Raw genomic sequence first — 17,793 nt, forward strand, 5'->3', positions numbered from 1 at the left:
GAGCGCTCCCGCGTCCGTAGGCTGTGCCCATGACGCGCAGCGGCATCGACCTCACCGCCCTCGACCCGGCCACCCGACCCCAGGACGACCTCTTCGCCCACGTCAACGGGAGGTGGGTCGCGGCCCACGAGATCCCCGCCGACCGGGCCATGGACGGCGCGTTCCGCGCCCTGCACGACCAGGCGGAGGAGCAGGTCCGCGACATCATCGCGGATGCCGCCGCGACCGCCGCGGCCGGCGCCGGCGACGGCGTCGAGGCGAAGATCGGCGCCGTGTACGCGTCGTTCATGGACACCGCGACGATCGAGGCCCGCGGGCTCCAGCCGCTGCGCGAGGACCTCGACCTCGTCGACGGTGCGACGACCCGTGACGAGCTCACCGCCGCGCTCGGCGCGCTGCAGCGCACGGGAGCGGCGTCGGCGGTCGGCTTCTGGGTCGACAACGACGCGAAGGACCCCGAGCGCTACGTCGTCTACCTCGCGCAGTCCGGGCTCGGCCTTCCCGACGAGTCGTACTACCGCGACGCGCAGTACGCGCAGGTGCTCGCGGCGTACCGGCCGCACGTCGCGCGGATGCTCGGGCTCGCGGGCGTCGCGGCCGACGAGGCCGCCGCCGACGCGCTCGCGGGCGCCGTCGTCGACCTCGAGGCGAAGCTGGCGTCGCACCACTGGGACGTCGTGAAGGACCGTGACGCCGACCTCACCTACAACCCGATGACGCTCGCGGCGCTCGCCGAACGCGCGCCCGGGTTCGACTGGGTCGCGTGGGCACACGCGCTCGGTGCGCCCGAGGGTGCGCTCGACGACCTCGTCGTGCGCGAGCCGTCGTTCGCGGAGGGGTTCGCCGCGCTGTGGGCGAGCGAGCCGCTCGACGCGTGGAAGGCCTGGCTGGCGTACCACGTGGTCAGCGACCGGGCACCGTTCCTCACCGACGAGATCGTCGAGGCGAACTTCGACTTCTACGGCCGGACGCTCACGGGTGCGCAGGAGCTGCGCGACCGCTGGAAGCGCGGCGTCGGACTCGTGCAGGGCGTGCTCGGCGAGGCGGTCGGCAAGGTCTACGTCGAGCGGCACTTCCCGCCGAACCACAAGGAGCGCATGGACGAGCTCGTCGCGCACCTGGTCGAGGCGTACCGGCAGTCGATCGCGCGGCTCGACTGGATGGGCGAGGAGACGCGCGCCAAGGCGCTCGCCAAGCTCGAGGCGTTCACGCCGAAGATCGGCTACCCGGTGCGCTGGCGCGACTACTCGGCGCTCGAGGTCTCCCCCGACGACCTGCTGGGCAACGTGCGCCGGGCGAACGCGTTCGAGCAGGACCGCGAGCTCGACAAGATCGGCAAGCCGCTCGACCGTGACGAGTGGTTCATGACCCCGCAGACGGTCAACGCGTACTACAACCCGGGGATGAACGAGATCGTCTTCCCCGCGGCGATCCTGCAGCCGCCGTTCTTCGACGCCGACGCCGACGACGCCGTGAACTACGGCGGCATCGGTGCCGTCATCGGGCACGAGATCGGGCACGGGTTCGACGACCAGGGCTCGAAGTACGACGGTGCCGGCCGGCTCGAGGACTGGTGGACCGCGGAGGACCGCGCCGAGTTCGAGAAGCGCACCAAGGCGCTCGTCGACCAGTACGGCGAGTTCTCCCCCGCGCAGCTGAACGGCTCGCACAAGGTCAACGGCGCGCTGACGATCGGCGAGAACATCGGCGACCTCGGCGGCCTGTCGATCGCGCTCGCCGCGTACGAGATCGCGCTGGGCCGCCCGCTCGCCGAGGCGCCGGTCGTCGACGGCCTGACGGGTGCGCAGCGCGTGTTCCTCGGCTGGGCGCAGGTGTGGCAGTCGAAGGGCCGCGACGAGGAGGTCGTGCGCCGGCTCGCGACCGACCCGCACTCCCCCAACGAGTTCCGCTGCAACGGCGTCGTGCGGAACGTCGACGCGTACTACGAGGCGTTCGACGTGCAGCCCGGCGACGCGCTGTACCTCGACCCCGCGGAGCGCGTCCGGATCTGGTGACCGTCCCGACGACGGGCCGGTGCGCGCACGCGTGCCGGCCCGTCCGTCGTGTCGGCTCGTGAGCCCGAGCGGGCGCCGCACCGGCGCGGGCCCCGCGGAGCCGGTGACAGGTCAGGGCAGGGCGGTCCACGAGGCGCGGGCCAGCCGGAAGCCGACGCCGTCGGCGTCCGTGCAGGTCACGCCGTCTGTACCGCTCTTGCACGTGTAGCCGTCGACCCGCGTCTCCGACCCGTACTCGAGCGTCCGGACGTCCGACCCCGCGACGGTGGGCGCCGGACCCTCCTCGCACGCGAAGGCGACCCCGTCGGCTCCGAGCGTGAGGACGTGACCGGTGTCGCCGGTGCATCCCGGGACCTCGGGCGCGGCGTACGTGTAGCTCGCGATCGTGCAGGTCACGCCGTCGCCGGACATCGCGCACGCGATGTTGCCGCTGGGCAGCCGGAACTCGTCCGCGGGGGCGCTGCTCGCGCTCGCGGACGTCGTCGGTGACGCCGTCGAGGCGGCCTCGCCGCCTCCGCCCGAGCGCGTCGCGAGGGTCACGACGAGGAGCACGAGGAACGCGACGACGAGGACGGCGTCGACGATCACCAGGGTCCGGATCGTCCGCTGCGACGTCATGGTCCTCCTGAGTCCGGGGGCGCGGGCGTCGACCAGGATCACACGGGACGAACCCGACGAGCCACCCGCGCCGGTGGGCGCTCGGCGGTGGGCACGGCAGCAGGACCCCGACCGACGGTGTCCCGGCGGGGTCCCCTGCTCGCCCGCGTCAGACGGCGGGGCCGACGGTGCGCGTGCGCTTGAGCTCGTAGAACCCGGGCACCTGGGTGACGAGTGCCAGACCGTCGAAGAGCTTCCCGGCGTCCTCGCCGGTCGGGGCGGGCGTGATGACCGGGCCGAAGAAGCCGACGCCGCCGATCGCGACGACCGGGGTGCCGACCTCGTCGCCGACCAGCGTGATCGCCTCGCCGTGGGACGCGCGCAGCAGGCCGTCGACCTCGTCCGTCGCGCCGACGGCGGCGAGCTCCTCGGGCAGGCCGACCTCGGCGAGCGCCTCGGCGACGATCGTGGCCGTGTCGGTGCGGCGGTCGGTGTGGCGGCGGGTGCCGAGCGCGTCGTAGAGCGGCTTGAGCACCTTGTCGCCGTGGTCGCGCGCCGCGGCGACGAGCACGCGCACGGGCGCCCACGAGTCGTCCATCAGCGCGCGGTACTTCTCGGGTAGCTCGCGGCCCTCGTTGAGGACCGACAGGCTCATGACGTGCCACCGGACGTCGACGTCGCGCACCTTCGCCACCTCGTCCATCCAGCGCGACGTGAGCCACGCCCACGGGCAGGCCGGGTCGAACCAGAAGTCCACGACGGGGCGGGTGTCGGTGACGGTCACGGGTGCTCCTCGGGTCAGGCGTCGACCGCGGGCGCGGTCGACCGCAGTCTCACCCGCGCCCACCGTCCGGTGCACATCGAGCCGTCCACAGCCCACGCCTCGGGACGCGCCCCCACAGGAGTGCGCGCGCAGGGCGGCGGACCGCACGGGCACGCGTGCGATGATCGGTCCCGGCCACGAGCCGTACCCCTTCTCGAAGGAGAGCCAGCGTGCCCGCTGAGAACCTCACCCGTGCCGAGGCGCGCGAGCGTGCCGCGGTCGTCAGCCCGCAGTCGTACGACGTCACCCTCGACCTGACGACCGGACCGGCGACGTTCGCGTCGCGGTCCGTCGTGCGGTTCACGGCGACGCCCGGTGCGAGCACGTTCATCGACCTCATCGCCCCGACGGTGCACGAGGTCACGCTCAACGGCCGTGCGCTCGACGTCGCCGACGTGTTCGCCGACTCGCGCATCCGGCTCGACGACCTGGCCGCCGACAACGAGCTCGTGGTCGTGGCGGATGCGGCGTACATGAACACGGGCGAGGGCCTGCACCGCTTCGTCGACCCGGTCGACGACGAGGTCTACCTGTACTCGCAGTTCGAGGTCGCCGACTCCCGCCGCGTCTTCGCGGTGTTCGAGCAGCCCGACCTCAAGGCGACGTTCACGTTCACCGTGACCGCTCCCGCCCACTGGGTCGTGGTGTCGAACTACCCGCAGGTCGGCGAGCCCGAGCCTGTCGAGGGCGGGGTCAACCGCAACGGCGGCGCCGACAAGGGCACCGCCACGTGGCGGTTCGAGACCACGCCCCGCATGTCGTCGTACATCACGGCCGTCATCGCAGGGCCCTACCACGCCGAGCACGGCGAGCTCACGAGCAGCGACGGCCGGACGATCCCGCTCGGCGTCTACGTGCGCGGCTCGCTCGCCGAGCACCTCGACACCGACAACATCCTCGACATCACGCGCGCGGGCTTCGCGTTCTTCGAGGACAAGTTCGGCGTCCCCTACCCGTTCGCGAAGTACGACCAGCTCTTCGTCCCCGAGTTCAACGCGGGTGCGATGGAGAACGCGGGCGCGGTGACGTTCCTCGAGTCCTACGTGTTCCGCTCCAAGGTCCCCGAGGCGACCATCGAGCGCCGCGCGGTCACGATCCTGCACGAGCTCGCGCACATGTGGTTCGGCGATCTCGTGACCATGCGGTGGTGGGACGACCTGTGGCTCAACGAGTCGTTCGCCGAGTACGTCTCGACCCTCGCGACCGCCCAGGCCACGGCCTGGACCAGCGCGTGGACGACGTTCTCCTCGCTCGAGAAGAACTGGGCGTACCGCCAGGACCAGCTGCCGTCGACGCACCCGATCGTCGCCGACATGCGCGACCTCGAGGACGTCGAGGTCAACTTCGACGGCATCACCTACGCGAAGGGCGCGAGCGTCCTCAAGCAGCTCGTGGCGTGGGTCGGGCAGGACCAGTTCTTCGCCGGCGTGCGCGCCTACTTCGCGAAGCACGCATGGGGCAACACCGAGCTGCGCGACCTGCTCACCGAGCTCGAGACCACGAGTGGCCGCGACCTGTCGTCGTGGTCGGCGCTCTGGCTCGAGAAGGCCGGCGTCACGCTGCTGCGCCCCGAGATCGAGGTCGACGCGGACGGCACGATCACGTCGTTCGCCGTCCTGCAGGAGGTGCCCGACGAGCACCCCGTGCAGCGCCCGCACCGCCTCGCGATCGGCGGCTACGACCTCGACGCGTCGACCGGCCGGCTCGCCCGCACGCTGCACCTCGAGCTCGACGTCGACGGTCCGCGCACCGAGGTCCCCCAGCTGGTCGGACAGCACCGCCCGGCCCTCGTCCTCGTGAACGACGACGACCTCGCGTACGCGAAGATCCGGCTCGACGAGCAGTCGCTCGCGGCCGCCATCGAGCACCTCGGCGCGTTCGACGACTCGCTGCCCCGCACGCTCGTGTGGACGGCGGCGTGGGACGCGACGCGCGACGGCGAGACGCCCGCCCGCGACTTCGTCGACCTCGTGCTCGGCAACATCCTGCACGAGACCGACTCGTCGGTCGTCCTCGTGCTGCTGCGCCAGCTGACGACGTCGCTCGACCTCTACGTCGCACCCGAGCACCGGCAGGCGACGGCCGTCGCGGCCGCCGACCGGCTGCTCGGGCTCGCCCGGTCCGCCGAGGCGGGCTCCGACACCCAGCTCCAGCTCGTCAAGGCGTTCGCCGCACGGGCCGAGACCGACACCCAGCTCGACGCGGTCGCCGCCCTGCTGGACGGTCGCGAGCAGCTCGACGGGCTCACGATCGACACCGACCTGCGCTGGGAGCTCCTCACGTCGCTCGTCACCGGTGGCCGGGCGGGCGAGACCGACATCGCCGTGCAGCTCTCGGCCGACGCGACCGCGACCGGCCAGCGGGCCGCCGCCGCCGCGCGCGCCGCCGTCCCGACCGCCGAGGCGAAGGCCGCCGCATGGGCCGCCGTCGTCGACGGCGACGACCTGCCGAACGCGATCCAGGCCGCCACCATCGCCGGCTTCGGGCGCGTGCACGACCGCGCTCTGCTGCTCCCCTATGTCGAGCCGTACTTCGCCGCGCTCGCCACGGTGTGGGCCGACAAGACGAACGAGATGGCGCAGAACATCGTCCTCGGCCTGTACCCGACGGACCTCGCCGACCACGCCGGCGTGGACGTGCTCGGCGCGACCGACGCGTGGCTCGCGTCGCAGGCGGACGCTCCGCCCGCGCTGCGCCGGCTCGTCGCCGAGAACCGCGACGGCGTGCGCCGCGCGCTCGCCGCGCAGGAGACGGACCGCCGCAAGGCGTGACGGATCGACGACGGCCCGGCGGGAAAGCCGTCGGGCCGTCGTCGTGAGTGGCTCGTCCCGTCCGCGTCGACCAGCGCGCAACGTGGAGCTGCGGTGGTCACGCGCCGTCGGGTCCCGCGGTGGAGGTGCGGCGGTCGCCCGCCGTCGGTCCCGCGCGTCCGGCGTGGAGGCGCTGGAGTCAGCTGGCCTCGGGTGACGAACGCGCGGCGACCGGACTCAGGGACACCAGCCAACGCTGGGCCTCGCGCGGGTGCCGCAGGCGGATCATCGCGACGTCGCCCGCGTCGTGCAGCGCCCCGTACTGGGTGCGGTACCGGGCGTGCTGCGTCCACGACCACAGCACGACGTTCTCCTCGGGGTCCCGGCGCAGCAGGTTGCGCAGCCGCTCCCGGTTGCCGTGCCACAGCTCCTGCCGCAGCAGCCCGCGCCGCAGCGTCCGGGCGACGACGCGCCGCAAGACGACACGGCGCGGGTAGTCGAGCCAGACCAGCGCGTCGGCGTCGTCCAGCAGCCCCTGCCGGTGCGAGTTCCAGTTGCCGTCGGCGACCCAGCCGTCGCGCGCCTCGGGCGAGGCGAGGAAGTGCCGGACGATCGCGTGCGCCTCGGGAAGGTCGCGCTTCGTCCACTCCTCGGCCCAGAACACCGCGTCGAGCTCGAGGTGACCGACCCCCAGGCGGGCGGCGGCCGCGCGCGCGAGCGTCGTCTTGCCGGAGCCGGTGTTGCCCACGACACGCAGGCGGCGGAGGACCGGTTCGGGCATCCGCCGATGCTCCCACGCGGCCGCGGCCACGGTCAGGGGGTGATCGACCAGCGACCCTCGTTGAGCACCTGCGCGAGCGAGTGCAGGCGCGCGTTGGTGAACAGGTCGTCGACCAGGACCACCTGTCCCCCGCTGTCCGCGAGCGGCACCTTCCAGTTCGGGTACTCCTGGTCCGTGCCGGGCTGGTTCTGCGCGCGGCGCTCCCCCACGGCGTCGGCGAGCGACACCCCGACCAGCACGGACGGCGTCGCGAGGACGTACCGGTGCAGCGCCTCGACGATCTCGCGCTCGGACGGGTCGTCCCCGAGCAGGTCGCGCGCACGCAGCGCGGCGAGCATGCGGTCACGCTCGGCGGCGGCCGCGGCCCGGACGGTCGCGACGGGTTCGGTGAGCAGACCGAGGCGCTCGCGGATCGCGACGTGCTCGCCCGCGAGGTAGCCGGCGGTCGGGGGCAGGTCGTGCGTCGTGACGGTCGCGAGGACGAGCTGGCGGTAGTCCTCGGGCGCGAGCGGGTCGCCGTTCATGTCCCGCTCGAACCACAGCACCGACGTGCCGAGGATGCCGCGCTCGGACAGGTAGTCGCGCACCCACGGCTCGACGACGCCGAGGTCCTCGCCGATGACGATCGCGCCGGCGCGATAGGCCTCGAGCGCGAGGATGCCGACGAGCGCCTCGTGGTCGTACCGGACGTAGGCGCCCTCGGACGGCGTCGCCGCGCCCTCGGGCACCCACCACAGGCGGAACAGGCCGAGCACGTGGTCGATGCGGATCGCGCCCGCGTGCCGCAGCACGGTGCGGAGCATGTCGCGGTAGGGCCGGTAGGCGGCGCGGGCGAGGGCGTCGGGCTGCCACGGCGGCTGCGACCAGTTCTGGCCCTGCTGGTTGTACATGTCGGGCGGCGCACCGACGCTCGCGCCTCGCGCGAGCACCTCGCCGAGGGACCACACGTCGGCGCCCTGCGGGTGCACGCCGACGGCGAGGTCGTGCATGATCCCGATCGTCATCCCGTTGTCGAGCGCCGCGCGGTGCGCGTCGGACAGCTGCTCGTCGGCGACCCACTGCAGCCAGCGGTGGAAGGTCACGCGCTCGGCGAGCTCGACGCCCGCGGCGGCCACCGCGTCGGAGCCCGGGTCGAGCAGCTCGGTGGGCCACGTGCGCAGGTCGGGCCCGTGCTTCTCCGCGAGCGCGCACCACAGCGCGAACGTGTCGAGCCCCGGACCCTGCTCCTCGACGAAGGCGTCGAAGGCCGCCTGGCGCGCGGCGGACCGCTCGAACGCGAAGACCACCTCGAGCGCGGCGCGCTTGGCCGTCCAGGCCGCGTCGCGGTCGATCGGGCCCGGGTCGGTGTCGAGCGCGATGGCCTGCTCGCCCGCCCACTCGACGAGCGTCCGGTCGGCGGCCGACAGGTACGCGGCCTCCGGCACCTCCTCGACGCGGAGGTACAGCGGGTTGACGAACCGCCGGGTGGTCGGCAGGTAGGGCGACGGCGTGAGCGGGACCTGCGGCTCGGCGGCGTGCAGCGGGTTGATGAGCAGGAAGTCGGCGCCGCGGCGGGCCGTCATCGCGCCGAGGTCAGCGAGGTCGACCAGGTCGCCCACACCCCACGACCGGCGTGAGCGCACCGAGTAGAGCTGCGCCATGAAGCCCCACGCGCGTCCCTCGTCGAGCGTGTCGGGCAGCTCCAGCCGGTCCGGGGTCACGACGACGGCGCTGCGGGCGTTCGCGCTCGGGCCCTCGGCGTGGATCTCGTGCCAGCCGAGCGGCAGGTCCGCGGGCAGGGTGAACGTGGCACGTCCCACGAGCCGGCCGTCGACCGAGCGGGGCGGCACGGGCACGTCGGCCTGCGTGACCTCGCGTCGACCGCCGCCGACCTCCGGGTCGAGCTCGAGCCAGACGTCGACGGCGTCCTCGTGCGTCACGTGCACGGGCACGTGCGCCTGGCGGCCCTCCCGGACGACGACGACCGGCGGGAGCGTGCGCCGCCACGGCTGGTCCTCGCGGTGCGCGAGCGCGAGCTCGATCCGTTCCGGCGACGACGCGTCGACCCCGAGCGCCTTGAGGACGCCCTGCAGGGTCGCGGCCGACGCGATCTTGTGCTGCCCGTCGAACCCCCAGTAGTCGGGGGTGATGTCGTAGGCGGCCGCGAGGCGCAGGAGCGCGTCGGAGGGGGTCTGCTGGTCGTCGGCCACGCACCGATCCTGCCAGAGGCCCCCCGCGGAACGCAGGACGAGAGGGCGCGCCGACCAGCGGCGACGCCGGTGCACCCGGGTGTCGTGAGCGCCGGCCGACGCCTGCGGGCACCGGACGCGGGCGGTCAGGAGCGCGTCGTAGCCTTGCGGACCATGACGGCCCCTGCACTGCGCCCCTACCCGTCCGCCCACCGCCTGGATCTCGTCGAGGACCTGCACGGTCACCGTGTCGCCGACCCGTACCGCTGGCTCGAGGACGCCGACGACGACGCGACCCGCACGTGGTCGCAGGCGCAGGACGAGCGGTACGCCGACTACCGCCAGGGGCTCACGGCCCGGGTCGGCGACGGCCCCTGGTCCGCGGAGCGGCTCACGACCCGGCTGCGCGAGCTGCTCGGTGCGGGCGTCGTCGGCGCTCCGGCCTGGCGCGGCGACCGGTACTTCTTCGTGCGGCGCACCGGCGAGCAGGAGCACGCCGTCGTGCTGGTCTCCGAGCCGGACCCGGACCTGGAGGCGGAGGGTGGCCGTCGCGAGCGCGTGCTGATCGACCCCGTCGCGCTCGACCCGGCGGGCACGACGACGCTCGACTCGTGGCAGCCGTCGAAGGAGGGCCGCCTGCTCGCGTACCAGGTGTCGCACGGCGGCACCGAGGAGAGCGTGCTGCACGTGCTCGACGTGACGACGGGCGAGCTCGTCGACGGTCCCGTCGACCGCGCCCGCTACTCCCCCGTGGCGTGGCTGCCCGGCGGTGAGGCGTTCTTCTACGTGCGCCGGCTCGCACCCGACCTGGTGCCGGCCGACGAGCAGCAGTACCACAGGCGGGTCTGGCTCCACCGGGTCGGGACGTCGCCCGACACCGACGTGCAGGTGTTCGGCGAGGGCCTCGACCTGACGAACTACTACGGGGTGTCGGTGTCCCGCGACGGCCGGTGGCTCATCGTGTCCGCGTCGGCGGGCACGGCTCCGCGGACCGACGTCTGGATCGCCGACCTCACCGCCGCAGGGGGCGTCGAGGCGCCGTCGTTCGTCGAGGTCGCCGTCGGGCTCGACGCGCAGACGGGCGCGTGGGTCGGTCGCGACGGGCGGTTGTACGTGCACACCGACCTCGACGCGCCGCGCGGCCGGGTCGCGGTGACCGACCCGACGAGCCCCGGGGTGCCGCACTGGCGCACGCTGCTCGCGGAGGACGGGACCGCGGTCCTGGAGGACGTCGCGTTCACCGACGGGGGCGGCGACGACCGCACGCCGACGCTGCTCGTCGCGTCCTGGCGCCGCCACACGGTGTCCGAGGTGACGCTGCACGACCCGACGACGGGTGCGCTGCAGGGGGCGGTCGACCTGCCCGGCCTGGGGTCGGTGTCCGGGCTGGTCACGCGGCCCGACGGCGGCGGTGACGTGTGGTTCTCGTACACCGACCACACGACCGTGCCGAGCGTCCGGCGCTTCGACGCGACGACCCGCACGACGTCGTTGTGGGCCGCCCCGCCCGGGACCGTCGCGGACGTGCCACCCGTGAGGGCGCAGCAGGTCGAGGTCACGAGCGCCGACGGGACGGTCGTGCGCGCGTTCGTGCTCGCCCGGACCGACGCGCTCGACGCCGACGGACGCCCGCTCGCACCCGCGCCGACGATCCTCTACGGCTACGGCGGGTTCCAGATCTCGCTCGACCCGGCCTACTCCGCGGCGACGCTCGCCTGGGTCGAGGCCGGCGGCGTGTACGTCGTCGCGAACCTGCGCGGCGGCGGCGAGGAGGGCGAGGACTGGCACCGGTCGGGCATGCGCGCACACAAGCAGAACGTGTTCGACGACTTCCACGCCGTCGCGGAGCACCTCGTCGCGGGCGGGTGGACGACCCCCGACCGGCTCGCGTGCTGGGGCGGGTCCAACGGCGGTCTGCTCGTCGGCGCCGCGCTCACGCAGCGTCCCGACCTGTTCGCGGCCGTCGTCTGCTCCGCTCCCCTGCTCGACATGGTGCGCTACCAGCGGTTCGGGCTCGGCGTGACGTGGACCGAGGAGTACGGCGACGCCGACGACCCCGTCGAGCTCGGCTGGCTGCTCGGGTACTCGCCCTACCACCGCGTCGTCGACGGCACCGCCTACCCGGCGACGCTGTTCACCGTGTTCGAGGGCGACACGCGCGTCGACCCGCTGCACGCCCGCAAGCTCGCCGCCGCGCTCCAGGCCGCGACGAGCGCCGACGTCGACCGGTCGCCCGTCCTCGTGCGCCGGGAGACCGGCGTGGGGCACGGTGCCCGCGCGCTGTCACGCTCGGTCGCGCTGACCGTCGAGCAGCTGCAGTTCGTCGCCGACCGCACGGGGGCCACCCGATGAGCCGCGCGCTCGCGCTCGCCGCGGCGCCCACGCCCAGCCCGTCATCGTCGGACCCGGAGCTGCTGCCGGACGACAAGACGTCGCCCAACGCGTGGCTCGAGTGGTTCCTCGGGCTGCCGCTGCGGATCCTCATCATCGTCGCCGTCGGCAGCATCACCCTCGTGCTGCTCCGGCGCGCGATCCGCGGTGTGACCGACCACGTCGCCGACGGCACCCCGTGGTTCCAGCGCGGCGTCATGCGCCCGCTCGGCGACTCCGACGTCGCCCGCACCCTGCTGCGGGCCGCCGACCCGCTCGCGACCGCCCGCCGCGCGCAGCGCGCCCGCACGCTGGGCTCTGTCCTGCGGTCGACCGCCACGGTCGTCGTCGGGACGATCATGGTCCTGCTGATCCTCGCGGAGCTCGGCGTCAACATCGCGCCGTTCATCGCGTCGGCAGGCATCGTCGGCGTCGCCCTCGGCTTCGGCGCGCAGAGCCTCGTGAAGGACTTCCTCACGGGTCTGTTCATGCTGCTCGAGGACCAGTACGGCGTGGGCGACGTGGTCGACGTGGGTCCCGCGACGGGCACCGTCGAGGCCGTGACGCTGCGCGTCACCAAGATCCGCGACTCGGACGGAACCCTCTGGTACGTCCCCAACGGCACGATGCTGCGCGTCGGCAACAAGACGCAGGGCTGGGCGACCGCCGTCGTCGAGATCGACGTCGACTACTTCGCGGACCTCGACGAGGTGCGCACGCTGCTGCGCGAGGCCGCGGCGCGCGTCGAGGCCGACCCGGCGCTCGGCGCGCACCTGCAGGGCACGCCGTCGATCACGGGCATCGAGCGGCTCAGCGCCGACGCGATCACCCTGCGGCTCAAGGTCCGCACGTCACCGGCGATGCAGTGGGACGTGGCGCGCGCGCTGAGGACCGCGACGCGCGACGTGCTCGAGCGTGCCGGGGTCCCGCTCGCCGGTCAGCGCGACCTGCTCAAGGCCCACCGCGACGAGCTCGCGGGCATCGAGCCGTCCGCGCAGGCGGCCGAGCCCGACGAGGGTCAGGACGACCCGGACCACGCCACCGGGCCGCAGGACGAGGAGACGCAGGACGCGCCGCCCCCGCGCGACCCGCACGACACTCCCGTCCACGACGCCGTGGACCAGCGCGACGCGCGCCGCGCGGCACCGCCGGGCGACTCCGCCTGACGGTCACGCTCACCGGGTGCGTCGGTCCGCGTCCGCCCGGTGACCCGGTGCCGGCGTCCGACCCCGGGAACGCCACCGGCCGGGCCGCAGGAGCGGTCCGGCCGGGAAGGTCGACAGGTCAGCGCAGCGACTCGAGCTCCGCTGCCAGGTTGTCGGCCTCGGGGCCGACGATCACCTGGACGATGTGGCCCGACCGCACGACGCCGAACGCGCCGCTGGCCTTGAGAGCCGTCTCGTCGACCAGGTGGGCGTCGCTGACCTCCACGCGCAGCCGCGTGATGCACGGCTCCAGGTCGACGACGTTCCCGTCGCCGCCCAGCGCAGCGAGGATCTGCTCTGCCTTGCTCATGGAACTCCCCAGGTCATCGGCGCCGGCCGGTCGGCGCGCGTCGTCAAGCCTAACCCCGCTCCGGCCGCGGGGCTGGTGCGTGTCCGCTGGCCATCGGGCGCCCCGACGGATGAGACTGCCCTGCAACGTCGACGAGGAGGTCGCAGCACCGTGAGCCCCCACCCGCCCACCGTCGTCACCGGCATCGGGGTGGGCCCCGGCCGTGCCGTCGGGCCCGCGGCCTTCCTGCCCGAGCCCGTCGCCGAACCGCCCTCGGGACGCCGCCTCCCGCCCGGCAGCGACTACGCGGCGCAGGCCGCGCGCGTCGGGGAGGCGTCCGCCCGGGTGCAGGCCGCGCTCGACGCGGCCGCGACGCGCGCCGAGGGCGAGAGCGCCGACCTGCTGCACGCCACCGCGGCGATCGCCGCCGACCCCACGCTCGTCGCCGACGCCGAGCAGCGCGTGCTCACCGACCGGCTCGTGCCCGAGCGCGCGGTGTGGGAGGCCGCCGACGCGGTCGCCGAGCAGTTCGCGGCCCTCGGCGGCCTGTTCGCCGAGCGCGTGCGCGACATCGAGGACGTGCGCGACCGGCTCGTCGCCGACCTCACGGGCCGCCCCGCGCCGGGCCTGCCCGAGCGTGCGCACGCGTACGTCCTCGTGGCGACCGACATCGCCCCCGCGCTCGTGGCGACCCTCGACCCCGCCCAGGTGCTCGGCATCGTCACGGGCGCGGGCGGGCCGACGTCGCACACCGCGATCCTCGCCCGCGCACGCGGCATCCCGTGCGTGGTCGCCGCGCGCGGCATCGAGACCACGGTCGGCGAGGGCGACGAGGTCCTCGTGGACGGCGGCGCGGGGACGGTGACCGTCGCGCCCGACGAGGCGCAGGTCGCCGCCGCCCGCGCGCTCGCCGCGCAGGTCCGCACGTTCGACGGCCATGGCCGCACCGCCGACGGGCACCGCGTCGAGCTGCTCGCGAACGTCGGCAGCCCGCAGGACGCGCTCGACGCCGCCGCGCAGGGCGCCGAGGGTGTCGGGCTGTTCCGCACCGAGTTCGTGTTCCTCGACCACGACGAAGCCCCCGGCCTGGACGAGCAGGTCGCCGCCTACCGGCAGGTCCTCGCCGCCTTCCCCGGGCGCAAGGTCGTCGTCCGCACGCTCGACGCGGGCGCCGACAAGCCGCTGCCCTTCCTCGCCGGTGACGCCGAGGCGAACCCCGCGCTCGGCGTGCGGGGCCTGCGCACGTCCGTCGCGCACCCCGAGGTCCTCGAGGACCAGCTCACCGCGATCGCGCGTGCGGCCGCGGCCGAGTCGGCGACCGTCTGGGTCATGGCCCCCATGGTCGCGACCGTCGACGAGGCCCAGGAGTTCGTCGCCGCGTGCGCGCGGCACGGGCTGGAGACGGCCGGCGTCATGGTCGAGGTGCCGAGCGCCGCGCTGCTCGCCGGCCCGATCCTCGCGCACGCGTCGTTCGCGAGCATCGGCACCAACGACCTCACGCAGTACACGATGGCCGCCGACCGCGTGCTCGGTGCCGTCGCGCACCTGTCGTACGCGTGGCAGCCCGCCGTGCTCCAGCTCGTCGCGGCGACGTGCCGCGGCGGCGCCCAGCAGGGCCGTCCCGTCGGCGTCTGCGGCGAGGCCGCCGCGGTGCCCGCGCTCGCCGTCGTGCTCGTCGGGCTCGGGGTCGCGTCGCTGTCGATGACGCCGCGCGCGCTCCCCGACGTCGCCGCCGTGCTCGCCGCGACCCCGCTCGACGAGTGCCGCCGCCTCGCGACCCTCGCGCTCGCCGCGTCGACCGCGACCGACGCGCAGGAGGTCGTCCGGGCGGGGCTGCCGGTGCTCGCGGAGCTCGGGCTCTGAGGCGGGCGCGACGCGGTCCCCGCGTCCGGACGAGGTGACCGACGCCTCGTCTCGACGTCCGCGCGTGCGTGTGAGGATGGTCGGCGTGAGACCCGACTCGTTCTACGCGGCCGTCGGCGGGCACGAGACGTTCGTGCGGCTCGTCGACGAGTTCTACCGCGGCGTCGCCGACGACCCCGTGCTGCGCGCGATGTACCCCGAGGAGGACCTCGGCCCCGCCGCCGAGCGGCTGACGATGTTCCTCGAGCAGTACTGGGGCGGCCCGACGACGTACGGCGAGCAGCGCGGCCACCCGCGCCTGCGCATGCGGCACGCCCCGTTCAAGGTCAACCCCGACGCGCGCGACCGCTGGCTGCGCCACATGCGCGCCGCGGTCGACACGCTCGACCTGGCCCCCCTGCACAAGGCCGAGCTGTGGGACTACCTGGAGCGTGCGGCGCACTCGCTGCTCAACACCTTCGAGGACTGAGGCGGAGCGCAGCGGAGGGTGCGGGCCGCGCCGGCGGCACGCGCCCGCAGCGGAGCGCAGCCTCAGTCCGACCACAGGAACCGGAACTGAGGCGGAGCGCAGCGGAGGGTGCGGGCCGCGCCGGCGCCACGCGCCCGCAGCGGAGCGCCGCCTCAGTCCGACCACCGGAACCGGAACGGAGGCGGAGCGCCGCGGTGGGTGCGGGCCGCGCGGGCGGCACGCGCCCGCAGCGGCGCGCCGCCTAAGACCGACCACAGGAACCGGAACTGAGGCGGAGCGCTGCGGAGGGTGCGGGCCGCGCCGGCGGCACGCGCCCGCAGCGGAGCGCAGCCTCAGTCCGACCGACAACACCGCAGCCCTGGCCGTGGCACGCTTCGGAGCATGAGCGACGCGCCCGTCTCCCCCACCGCCGCCGTCCTGGACGCGCTGGACCTGGCACCCGACCCGACGGTCCCGGACCAGTTCTCCGGGCACAGCCTCCCCCAGCCGAACGGGCGCGTGTTCGGCGGCCAGGTGCTCGCGCAGGCGCTGCTCGCGGCGGGTCGCACGGTCGACGCCGACCGGCTGCCGCACTCGTTGCACGGGTACTTCCTCCGTGCGGGCGTCGTGACGGAGCCGATCTCGTTCGCGGTCGAGCGGCTCCGGGACGGGCGGTCGTTCACGGCCCGCCGGACGCACGCGCTGCAGGGCGGCGCCCCGATCCTGTCGCTCATCGCGTCCTTCCAGACGGAGCAGGACGGTGTCGACTACGCGGACGAGATGCCGGACGGCGTCCCCGCACCCGAGGACGTGCCGTCGGCGCTCGACCTGCTGGGGACGATCGACCACCCCGCGGCGAAGTTCTGGGCGCAGGAGTCGGCGTTCGACGTGCGGCACGTCGACGGCTCGATCTACCTGGGCCGCGCCGCCGAGGTCACGGGTCGTCAGCAGGTGTGGTTCCGGGCGCGCGACCCGCTGCCGGACGACCGGCTGCTGCACCGCGCGCTGCTCGCGTACGCGTGCGACCAGGTCATGCTCGAGCCCGTGCTGCGCCGGTCGGGACGCTCGTGGGTGACGCCCGGAATGTCGATCGCGAGCCTGGACCACGCGATGTGGTGGCACCGGGACGCGCGCGTCGACGACTGGCTGCTGTACGTGCAGACGTCCCCGAGCGCGCAGGGCGGCCGCGGCCTGGGTGCCGCGCGCGTGTTCACGCGCGACGGCACGCTCGTCGCGTCCATCGCGCAGGAGGGGATGGTCCGCTTCCCGGACTGAGCCGGCGGTCGACGAGCCCGGGGCGTGCTGCGCCGACCGGGCACGCGACGGTCGCTCGCCGCGCGGGACGGCCGTCGCCGGGTGACACTCCCGGCATGGCTCGCCTCCGCCGCGTCCGCATCGACGCCCCCGGCTGGACCCGCCGCCGCGCGGGCAAGGGGTTCGTCTACCTCGACGTGCAGCGCGTGCGGATCACGGAGGTCGAGCACCTCGAGCGGATCACCGGGCTCGCGATCCCGCCCGCGTGGCGCGACGTGTGGATCAGCCCGTGGCCCAACGGCCACATCCAGGCGGCCGGGCTCGACGACGCCGAACGCCGCCAGTACCTGTACCACGCGCAGTGGCGGCTGCGGCGCGACCGGCTCAAGCACGACCACGTGCTCGACGTCGCCCGCCGGCTGCCGACGGCACGCAAGCACGTCGAGCGCGACCTCGAGCTGCCGGGCATGCCGAAGCAGAAGGCGCTCGCGCTCGCGTTCCGGCTGCTCGACCTCGCGTACCTGCGGGTCGGGGGCGAGGGCTACGCCGCGAAGCACGGCTCGTACGGGCTCGCGACGCTCCGCAAGGACCACGTCCGCGTCCTGCCGCCCGAGCCCGGCTCCGATGAGGGGCGCGTCCACCTGCACTTCCCCGCGAAGTCGGGGCAGGTGCGGGACACGGTCGTCGAGGACGACGTGGTCGCGACGCTCGTGCGGACGCTCGTGCGGCGGCGCGACGACATGGAGGACCTGCTCGCGTGGCAGGACGACGACGGCGGCTGGCACGACGTGACGAGCGCCGACGTCGGCCAGTACGTCAAGCTGCGGCTCGGGGACGACGCGTCGGCGAAGGACTTCCGGACGTGGCACGCGACGGTCCTCGCGGCGCGCGGGCTCGCGGCCGTGGGGCCGGCGCCGCGCAGCGACCGCGCGCGCCGCAAGGTCGTGACGCAGGTCGTGAAGGACGTCGCGGACGAGCTGGGCAACACGCCCGCGGTGTGCCGGGCGTCGTACATCGACCCGCGCGTCGTCGACCTGTGGGAGCGCGGCGAGACGATCCGGCCCACGCGGTCCCAGCGCGTCGCGGAGCGCGAGACGCTGCGGATGCTGTCGTCGTGACCGTCACGGCTCGCCGCACGCGCGTCCGCGTCCCGTCCGACGTGCGGCGCGGCCGCACCCCACGGAGACTTCCCGGATGACCCCCAGCGCCGCAGGACCGCCTCCCGCCCCG

Annotated in this window: 13 protein-coding genes; 8 read left to right on the forward strand and 5 right to left on the reverse strand. The window is 74.4% G+C overall.

The window, feature by feature from the left end; all coding sequences use genetic code 11:
* Positions 1 to 29: 29 nt before the first annotated feature.
* Positions 30 to 2,015 (forward strand): M13 family metallopeptidase, encoded by a 1,986-nt coding sequence (locus tag KOV94_RS09730; protein WP_218051919.1) that lies wholly within the window; start codon positions 30 to 32, stop codon positions 2,013 to 2,015.
* Positions 2,016 to 2,126: 111 nt separating this feature from the next.
* Here the strand turns inward: KOV94_RS09730 and KOV94_RS09735 are convergent, their stop codons facing one another.
* Together KOV94_RS09735 and KOV94_RS09740 are read right to left on the reverse strand one after the other, a co-directional pair.
* Positions 2,127 to 2,633: a hypothetical protein gene (locus KOV94_RS09735; RefSeq protein ID WP_124343226.1), complete on the reverse strand. Its 507-nt coding sequence runs from the start codon at positions 2,631 to 2,633 to the stop codon at positions 2,127 to 2,129.
* A 148-nt stretch (positions 2,634 to 2,781) separates the two neighbouring features.
* On the reverse strand, positions 2,782 to 3,396 hold the full coding sequence (locus KOV94_RS09740) for a mycothiol-dependent nitroreductase Rv2466c family protein (protein WP_218051920.1): 615 nt from the start codon (positions 3,394 to 3,396) through the stop codon (positions 2,782 to 2,784).
* Between the two features lie 209 nt (positions 3,397 to 3,605).
* Here KOV94_RS09740 and pepN point away from each other — a divergent pair, with 209 nt between their 5' ends.
* Positions 3,606 to 6,206, forward strand: coding sequence for an aminopeptidase N (gene pepN / locus KOV94_RS09745; protein ID WP_124343224.1), 2,601 nt, complete (start codon positions 3,606 to 3,608; stop codon positions 6,204 to 6,206).
* A gap of 178 nt (positions 6,207 to 6,384) precedes the next feature.
* Here pepN and KOV94_RS09750 read toward each other — a convergent pair whose 3' ends face one another.
* Both KOV94_RS09750 and malQ read right to left on the reverse strand, forming a co-directional pair.
* Entirely contained in the window at positions 6,385 to 6,966 is a 582-nt protein-coding gene (locus KOV94_RS09750; RefSeq protein WP_218051921.1) for a P-loop NTPase family protein, read from the reverse strand.
* A gap of 32 nt (positions 6,967 to 6,998) precedes the next feature.
* Positions 6,999 to 9,155 carry a 4-alpha-glucanotransferase gene (gene malQ, locus KOV94_RS09755; RefSeq protein ID WP_124343222.1) on the reverse strand — a complete coding sequence of 719 codons (2,157 nt, stop codon included), beginning with the start codon at positions 9,153 to 9,155 and terminating at the stop codon, positions 6,999 to 7,001.
* Between the two features lie 153 nt (positions 9,156 to 9,308).
* On the opposite strand from malQ, the gene KOV94_RS09760 reads away from it, so the two are divergent.
* Both KOV94_RS09760 and KOV94_RS09765 read left to right on the forward strand, forming a co-directional pair.
* Positions 9,309 to 11,486 carry a prolyl oligopeptidase family serine peptidase gene (locus KOV94_RS09760; RefSeq protein WP_218051922.1) on the forward strand — a complete coding sequence of 726 codons (2,178 nt, stop codon included), beginning with the start codon at positions 9,309 to 9,311 and terminating at the stop codon, positions 11,484 to 11,486.
* Positions 11,483 to 12,670: a mechanosensitive ion channel family protein gene (locus tag KOV94_RS09765; protein WP_124343220.1), complete on the forward strand. Its 1,188-nt coding sequence runs from the start codon at positions 11,483 to 11,485 to the stop codon at positions 12,668 to 12,670. Before KOV94_RS09760 ends, KOV94_RS09765 begins: the two co-directional genes overlap by 4 nt.
* Positions 12,671 to 12,788: 118 nt before the next feature.
* Here the strand turns inward: KOV94_RS09765 and KOV94_RS09770 are convergent, their stop codons facing one another.
* The gene (locus tag KOV94_RS09770; RefSeq protein WP_124343219.1) at positions 12,789 to 13,019 is read right to left on the reverse strand and encodes a PTS sugar transporter subunit IIB; all 231 of its coding nucleotides are present in this window, start codon (positions 13,017 to 13,019) and stop codon (positions 12,789 to 12,791) included.
* Between the two features lie 150 nt (positions 13,020 to 13,169).
* Here KOV94_RS09770 and ptsP point away from each other — a divergent pair, with 150 nt between their 5' ends.
* From ptsP to KOV94_RS09790, 4 genes are all read left to right on the forward strand, one after another.
* Positions 13,170 to 14,861, forward strand: a complete 1,692-nt coding sequence (ptsP, locus tag KOV94_RS09775; RefSeq protein ID WP_218051923.1) for a phosphoenolpyruvate--protein phosphotransferase — start codon at positions 13,170 to 13,172, stop codon at positions 14,859 to 14,861.
* An 85-nt stretch (positions 14,862 to 14,946) separates the two neighbouring features.
* The gene (locus KOV94_RS09780) at positions 14,947 to 15,330 is read left to right on the forward strand and encodes a globin (RefSeq protein WP_124344512.1); all 384 of its coding nucleotides are present in this window, start codon (positions 14,947 to 14,949) and stop codon (positions 15,328 to 15,330) included.
* A gap of 381 nt (positions 15,331 to 15,711) precedes the next feature.
* Entirely contained in the window at positions 15,712 to 16,584 is an 873-nt protein-coding gene (locus KOV94_RS09785; protein WP_218051924.1) for an acyl-CoA thioesterase, read from the forward strand.
* 95 nt (positions 16,585 to 16,679) lie between these two features.
* Positions 16,680 to 17,681, forward strand: a complete 1,002-nt coding sequence (locus KOV94_RS09790) for a DNA topoisomerase IB (RefSeq protein ID WP_218051925.1) — start codon at positions 16,680 to 16,682, stop codon at positions 17,679 to 17,681.
* Positions 17,682 to 17,793: the final 112 nt, after the last annotated feature.

This window comes from Cellulomonas algicola, assembly GCF_019024305.1.
In the GTDB taxonomy this organism is placed as follows: Bacteria; Actinomycetota; Actinomycetes; order Actinomycetales; family Cellulomonadaceae; genus Cellulomonas; species Cellulomonas algicola.

Coding starts and splice junctions, on each gene's coding strand:
- KOV94_RS09730 (WP_218051919.1), top strand. CDS start 30: ATGACGCGCAGCGGCATCGACCTCACCGCCCTCGACCCGGCCACCCGA.
- KOV94_RS09735 (WP_124343226.1), bottom strand. CDS start 2,633: ATGACGTCGCAGCGGACGATCCGGACCCTGGTGATCGTCGACGCCGTC.
- KOV94_RS09750 (WP_218051921.1), bottom strand. CDS start 6,966: ATGCCCGAACCGGTCCTCCGCCGCCTGCGTGTCGTGGGCAACACCGGC.
- KOV94_RS09760 (WP_218051922.1), top strand. CDS start 9,309: ATGACGGCCCCTGCACTGCGCCCCTACCCGTCCGCCCACCGCCTGGAT.
- KOV94_RS09765 (WP_124343220.1), top strand. CDS start 11,483: ATGAGCCGCGCGCTCGCGCTCGCCGCGGCGCCCACGCCCAGCCCGTCA.
- KOV94_RS09770 (WP_124343219.1), bottom strand. CDS start 13,019: ATGAGCAAGGCAGAGCAGATCCTCGCTGCGCTGGGCGGCGACGGGAAC.
- KOV94_RS09785 (WP_218051924.1), top strand. CDS start 15,712: ATGAGCGACGCGCCCGTCTCCCCCACCGCCGCCGTCCTGGACGCGCTG.
- KOV94_RS09790 (WP_218051925.1), top strand. CDS start 16,680: ATGGCTCGCCTCCGCCGCGTCCGCATCGACGCCCCCGGCTGGACCCGC.